Raw genomic sequence first — 6,660 nt, forward strand, 5'->3', positions numbered from 1 at the left:
CCCGACGAACTAACGGAGATGCCCACTAGTCGGCCGCCGTCAGCCCCCGCAGCAGCCGAGGGCGCAGCGGGCGCCGTCGCGGTTCCGGCCGAGGGCGGGTACGGAACCGGGGCGGTCCTGAGCAGACCCGGTCTCGACCTCGTCGAGGAGCTCGAGCACCATCCGGGCGAACTCACGGCTCGGACCCGGCGTGGCGCACCGCGTGACCGTGACCCCCAGCTCGCGGACCTCGTCGACGAGCTCGGTGTCCAGGTCCCAGATGACCTCGACGTGATCGGAGATGAATCCGATCGGGACGATCACCACGTCCGTGACGCCGTTCGAGGTGGCCAGCTCGCTCACGTGGTCCACGACGTCCGGCTCGAGCCACGGCACGCTCGGCGGACCGGAGCGGGACTGCCAGACCAGGTCGTAGTCGGCGACGCCCGCCGCCTCGGCGACGAGACGCGACGCCTCGGCGACCTGACGGCTGTAGAGGTGGCCGCCGAGGGACGGCGGACCGGCCGCCTCGTCCGCCGACGTGGGCACGGAGTGGGCGGTGAAGATCACCCGGGCCCCCGGCGCGGTGGAGGCGATGGCCTCCCGCAGGTCGGAGGCGAACCGCTCGATGAACAGCGGGTGATCGTAGAACTGGCGGAGCCGCACCATGGTGGGCGCGCCCTCGACCTGCTCGCGGGCGCGGGCGATGTCCTCCTGGTACTGCGCGCAGCCGGAGTACCCGCCCCACGCGGAGGTGGCGAAGACGGCGGCGTTGCGGACCCCGTCCGCGACCATCTGTCGGACGGTGTCCTCGGCCATCGGCGTCCAGTTGCGGTTGCCGAAGTACACGGGCAGGTCGCGGCCGCGGTCCGCCAGCTCGGCCTCGACGTTGGCGATGATCTCGCGGTTGAGGTCGTTGATGGGGCTGCGACCGCCGAGGTGCCGGTAGTGCGTGGCCACCTCCTCGAGGCGCTCGCGCGGGATCCCGCGGCCGCGGGTGACGTTCTCGAGGAACGGGATGACGTCGTCCTGGCCTTCGGGTCCACCGAACGAGAGCACCAGTAGGGCGTCCACCTGCCCGGAGGTGGCGCCCGGGGTGGAGGGGGTATCGGTCGATGCCGTCATGTGGCTACTCCTGTCCGCTGAAGGAAACGGTCCCGGCGCCGCCGTCGGCGTAGATGACGGTGCCGGTCGTGGCGGCCATGAGGTCGGAGAGCAGGGCGACGGCCGTCGTCGCCACAGGGGTGGGGTCGTTCACGTCCCAGCCGAGCGGCGCCCGCCGGTCCCACTCGTCCTGCATCCTGTCCAGTTCGCCGCCGGGGCCGAGCGCCTCGCCGGCGATCGCCTTGGCCGCGAGGGTCTTGACGGGGCCGGCGGCGATGAGGTTGGACCGCACGCCCTCGGGGCCGAGTTCGCGGGCGACGTAGCGGTTGACGGCCTCGAGCGCGTTCTTGGCGACCGACATCCAGTTGTAGAAGGGCATGGAGAACCGCGGGTCGAAGTCGAGTCCGATGATCGACGCGCCCCGGTTGAGCAGTGGCCTGGTGGCCTTGGCCAGGGCGGAGTACGAGTAGGCCGAGACCTCGAGCGCGACGGCCACGTCCTTCCAGGGCGCGTCGAGGAACGGGTCCCCGAGGCAGCTGGGCGGCGCGAACCCGATCGAGTGGACGACGCCGTCGAGCGAATCGGCGTGTTCGCGGACCCGGTCGGCCAGCGCGGCGAGGTCGTCCTCGCTCTGCACGTCCAGCTCGATCACCGGGGGGCGTTCGGGCAGGCGCTTGGCGATCGCCTTGACGAGGGAGGGCCGACCGTACGCGGTGAGGATGACCTTCGCGCCGTGCAGCTGGCAGTGTTTGGCGATGTGGAAGGCGATCGAGGCGTCGGTGATGACGCCCGTGACGAGGATCGTCCGGCCGGCCAGCAGTCCGCCGCCGGTCGCGGGTGTATCGCCGGAGGCGACCGTGGCGTCCGTCTCGTTCCGGCTCATGTCAGTGCCCCATTCCCATTCCGCCGTCGACCGGGATCACGGCCCCGGAGATGTATCCGGCGTCGTCGCCGGCGAGAAAGCTCACGGTCCCGGCCACGTCGTCGGCCGAGCCCTTGCGTCCGAGCGGGATGGCCGCGACGGCCATCTCCTGCGTCTTGTCGTCCAGCCCCGCGGTCATGTCGGTGTCGATGAAACCCGGTGCGACGACGTTTGCCGTGATGCCCCGCGAACCCAGCTCGCGGGTGAGCGAACGGGCCATCCCGATGAGCCCGGCCTTGGACGAGGCGTAGTTGACCTGACCGGCGGTGCCGGACTGGCCCACGACGGAGCCGATGAAGATCAGGCGGCCGAAGCGGGCGCGCAGCATCCCGCGCGAGGCGCGCTTGGCCACACGGAACGCCCCCGCGAGGTTGGCGTCGAGCACGCGGGTGAACTGCTCGTCCTTCATGCGCATGAGGAGGGTGTCCTCGGTGGTGCCGGCGTTGGCAACGACCACCTCGACCGGCCCGTACTCGGCCTCGACCGCGGTGAACGCGGCGTCGACGGAGGCGGGGTCGGTGACGTCGCACCGCACCCCGAAGAGTCCGTCGGGGGCGCCGGAGCCCCGGTGGGTGACGGCCACCCGGTGGCCGTCGGCGTGGAGCCTGGTGGCCACGGCGCGCCCGATCCCGCGGTTGCCCCCGGTCACGAGGACTGTTCGCGGGGTGGTGCCGTGCGTGCTCTCGGAAACCATGCCCCCACCCTAGCGAGCCGGGCCGGCGGGCCCGGCGCTGGTGCGTTCCGCCGGCCCGCCGGGCCTCACGGGATCCGCCGGTGCGCGGTCAGCGAGCCCGCCGCCGCCGTCATGGCGAGTAGGGAGCCGACGATGAGCCAGGGCCGCGAGGCGTCGGCCTTCTTCCACTCGTAGCCGATCTGCTCCTCGAGGGTGCGATACACCGAGTCCAGTTCCTCGAGGGTCGACGCCGTGAAGAAGTCGCCGCCGGACAGTTCGGCGATGGTGCGCAGGGAGGCGTCGTCGACGGGGACCGGCTGGGGCCGACCCTGGATGTCGACGGTGCCGTAGAGGGTGCCGAACGAGATCGTGGAGACGGGGATCCCGGCCTCGGCGGCGCGCTCGGCGGCGGTGAACGCGCCACGCTCCTCGGTGGGGTCGGCCGGGACGGTCTCCTTGCCGTCGGAGAGGAGGACGATCCGGGCGGGCGGGGCCTGGTCGGGGCCGCCGAGGCTCTCGGTGAACGTGGTGATGGCCTGGGTGGCGGTGTAGATGGCCTCGCCGGTGGCGGTGCGTTCGTCGAGACTGAGTCGGTCGACGGCGCGGACGACCGGGCCCCGGTCGGTGGTGGGCGCGACGAGCATCGAGGCGGTGCCGGCGTAGGAGACGAGGCCGAGGTTGACTCCCGGGGTGAGGTTGCCCGCGAATGTCGTGGCGGCCTGCTGCGCGGCCTCGAGGCGCGACGGGGAGACGTCGGTGGACTCCATGGACAGGGAGACGTCGACGACGAGCATCACGGTCGCCCGGTTCCGTGGCACCTGCTGTTCTCTCTGTGGGCCGGCCAGGGCCACGACGAGCGCCAGCAGGGACAGCACCAGGAGCACCGCGGGGACGTGAGTGAACCATCGGCGACCGCGGCGGTCGACGGCACGCAGGGAGCCGAAGTTGCCGAAGCGGACGGTGCGCCGTTTCTTGGAGCGCAGGGCGATGACGTACCCGACGCCGAGGGCGACCGGGACGATCAGCAGGATCAGCCACAGCGGGTGCTGGAACTCGGACAGGCTCACCGGTTCGTCACCTCCCCCTTCGGGCGGTGGTCGTCGGGCAGGTCCCTGGTCACGCTGTCGCCGGTCGGCAGCCCACCGCGGCGTCGGATGCCCACGAAGTCGATGACGTCGCGGATCCAGTCGCGGTCGGTGCGCAGCGCGAGTACCGGCGCACCGCACCGTCGCAGGGCGGAGTGGACGCGCTCGCGGTGTTCGCCGGCCGCGCGGCGGTAGTCGGCCGCGAGGGCGTCGTCGACGTCCAGTTCGAGGACCTCGCCGGTGGCGGGGTCCTGGAGGAGGGCCGCGCCGACGACCGGCAGGGTGATGTCGAGCGGGTCGGCCACGTGGACCGCGAGGAACTCGTGGCGGGTGCCGAGCACGCGCAGGGAGCGCTCCCAGTCCACCTCGGACAGGAAGTCGGAGATGACCACCACGAGACCGTGGCGACGCGCGGCGTTGCGGACCGCGTGGAGGCAGTCGTCGAGCGCGCCCCCGGGAGAGACCTGGGCCGGGTACCGCGAGACCTCCTCGAGGAGCCGCCGGACGTGGTCGCGCCCTCCGGTGGCCGGGAGGACCCGCGGCCGCCCGTCCCCGGTGAGGACCATCCCCACGCGGCTGCCGCCGCCGGCGGAGAGGAACCCGACGGTCGCGACCGCCGCCTCGACCAGACGCCTCTTCACGCCGTGGCGGCCCTGCACGTCGAGGCTCGGCGTGAGGTCGACGACGAGCCAGGTCTCGAGCTCACGGTCCGCGATGGTCTGCCTGATGTGGGGCACGGTGGTCCTGGCGGTGACCGACCAGTCCATCGTGCGGACGTCGTCGCCCGGTTCGTAGGCGCGCGCTTCCCCCGGTTCGGTGCCCGGCCCCGGGAGCAGCCCTCGGTGGTCGCCGTTGAGGACACCGTCGAGGCGGCGCGTGACGAGCAGCTCGAGCTGGGTCAGGGCCGCGCGGGAGGACGCGTCGACCGGGTCGTCGCGCCTGCCCTCGTCCGCGGTGGTCACCGTGACGGCGGCGGGCCGGCCTGGGCGGGGACCGCGCTGATCTGCGGGAGGGGAACCGCCTCGAGCACCCGGCGGACCACGGTGTCGGCGGAGACCTCGTCGGCCAGTGCGTCGTAGGTGAGCACGAGTCGGTGGCGGAGCACGGCCGGCAGGACGTCCACGACGTCCTGGGGGACGACGTAGTCGCGGCCCCGAACCAGGGCGAGGGCGCGGGCGGCGGTGACGGCACCGAGGGTGGCGCGCGGTGAGGCGCCGTAGGACAGCCACCGGGCGACGTCCTCGAGTCCGTGCCGGGCGGGCTCCCGGGTGGCAATGGTGACCCGGACGACGTAGTCGACCAGCGCGTGGTGGACGAACACCTCGCGGACCGCGTTCTGCAGCCGCACGAGCGCGTCCACGCCGAGGACCTGCGTGGGCGTCGGCGGGGTGGAACCCATCCGGTAGACGATCTCGCGCTCCTCCTCGGGGCTCGGGTAGTCCACCACGAGCTTGAACAGGAAGCGGTCCCGCTGGGCCTCCGGAAGCTGGTAGACACCCTCGCTCTCGATGGGGTTCTGCGTGGCCATCACGAGGAACGGGCTCGGCATGGGGAAGGTCTGCCCGCCGATGGAGACGTGCCCCTCCGCCATCACCTCCAGCAGCGCCGACTGGACCTTCGCCGGGGCGCGGTTGATCTCGTCCGCCAGGACGAAGTTGGCCAGGATCGGGCCGAGCTCGACCTCGAACTCCTCGCGCCCCTGGCGGTATATGCGGGTGCCCACGATGTCCGCGGGGACGAGGTCCGGGGTGAACTGCAGACGGCGGAAGCTCCCGCCCACCACGGAGGCGAAGGTCTCCACGGTCAGCGTCTTGGCGACGCCTGGCACGCCCTCGATCAGGATGTGGCCGCGAGAGAGCAGACCGACCAGGATCATCTCGATCAGGCGGTCCTGGCCCACCACGACCTTCTTGACCTCGTAGACCGCGCGCTCGAGGAGCCGGGCGTCCTCGGCGGCGGTCGGGGCGCTGACCGCGGGGGACGCGGCGGCCTGGGTCGGATGGTCGGGGTGGGGATCGCTCACCGCGGAGGGCTCCTTCGCGTGGTCGGGTGTTCCGGGCGCCCGCCCGGGCCGTCCGAACGGGCTGGGGACGACAGTACCGCTGCGCGGCTCAGACCAGCCGGACCACCATGGGTGAGATGCCGGCCATGCGGACGGGCGAGATCTTCACGACGTCACCCGACTGCGGGGCCTCCACCATCCTGCCGTCACCGAGGTACAGCGCCACGTGACCGGGCCAGAACAACATGTCGCCGCGTTGGCGGGTGGCCACCGGGTACTGGGGGCCGGCGGTGTACTGGTAACCGGTGTAATGCGGCAGGGCCTTCCCGATCCCGGCGAATGCGTAGATCATCAGCCCGGAGCAGTCGAAGCCGATCTTCTTGTAGTCGCCGTGGCTGTCGGCGACGCCACCGTCGCGGATGCCGCGCGTGGGCCCGTTCGCGTCTCCCCCACCCCAGGCGTACGGGACGCCGAGCTGGGAGAGCGCGCGGTTGATGACGGTCTCCACTCGTGCGTTGCTCGAGGGCGTGCCCGCATCTCCGCCGTGGCCGGTGCCCGGCGCGGCGGGCCCCTGGGCGATCGAACCGAGGTCGGCGCGTCCGATCGCGTCGGCGACCTGTTCCACGATCGCCTCGGTGTCACCGCGGATACCCGCGTCGACGGCGGCACCCACGCTGCCGGCGTCGACAGCGCCTCCCACCGCCCCGCCGAGAGCGCGGGTGGCCTGGTCCGACGACCCGCCGGCGAACTGGCGCACGGCGCCGAGGTCGAGGTGGGCGGGTAGGGCGGACGCGATGTCGGCAGCCTGCTCGCCCGCCCCCGGATCGGCGGCGAGGACCTGCAGGGCCTCGGCGCGCATCGCCTCGGCCTCGGCATCGATCCCCGGGGCGGGGCC

7 protein-coding genes are annotated in these 6,660 nt (G+C 72.5%); all 7 read right to left on the minus strand.

The features are described from left to right. Window positions 1-39: 39 nt before the first annotated feature. A complete protein-coding gene (locus HMPREF3086_RS14130; RefSeq protein ID WP_070722487.1) occupies window positions 40-1,104 on the minus strand; it encodes a ferrochelatase in 1,065 nt (354 codons plus the stop codon). A gap of 4 nt (window positions 1,105-1,108) precedes the next feature. Next, on the minus strand, window positions 1,109-1,966 hold the full coding sequence (gene inhA, locus HMPREF3086_RS14135; protein ID WP_070722489.1) for an NADH-dependent enoyl-ACP reductase InhA: 858 nt from the start codon (window positions 1,964-1,966) through the stop codon (window positions 1,109-1,111). A 1-nt stretch (window position 1,967) separates the two neighbouring features. Continuing rightward, complete coding sequence (fabG1, locus tag HMPREF3086_RS14140) at window positions 1,968-2,699, minus strand: 3-oxoacyl-ACP reductase FabG1 (RefSeq protein WP_070722492.1); 732 nt, start codon at window positions 2,697-2,699, stop codon at window positions 1,968-1,970. 65 nt (window positions 2,700-2,764) lie between these two features. Continuing rightward, a complete protein-coding gene (locus HMPREF3086_RS14145; RefSeq protein ID WP_070722493.1) occupies window positions 2,765-3,745 on the minus strand; it encodes a VWA domain-containing protein in 981 nt (326 codons plus the stop codon). Further along, on the minus strand, window positions 3,742-4,725 hold the full coding sequence (locus HMPREF3086_RS14150; RefSeq protein WP_070722495.1) for a DUF58 domain-containing protein: 984 nt from the start codon (window positions 4,723-4,725) through the stop codon (window positions 3,742-3,744). Before HMPREF3086_RS14150 ends, HMPREF3086_RS14145 begins: the two co-directional genes overlap by 4 nt. Next, window positions 4,722-5,786, minus strand: coding sequence for an AAA family ATPase (locus HMPREF3086_RS14155; protein WP_063935174.1), 1,065 nt, complete (start codon window positions 5,784-5,786; stop codon window positions 4,722-4,724). Before HMPREF3086_RS14155 ends, HMPREF3086_RS14150 begins: the two co-directional genes overlap by 4 nt. 88 nt (window positions 5,787-5,874) lie before the next feature. Continuing rightward, a partial coding sequence (locus HMPREF3086_RS14160; protein WP_246831008.1) for an NlpC/P60 family protein occupies window positions 5,875-6,660 on the minus strand: 786 nt, incomplete at its 5' end.

Origin of the sequence: Dietzia sp. HMSC21D01 (genome assembly GCF_001815995.1) — a bacterium.
In the GTDB taxonomy this organism is placed as follows: Bacteria; Actinomycetota; Actinomycetes; order Mycobacteriales; family Mycobacteriaceae; genus Dietzia; species Dietzia cinnamea.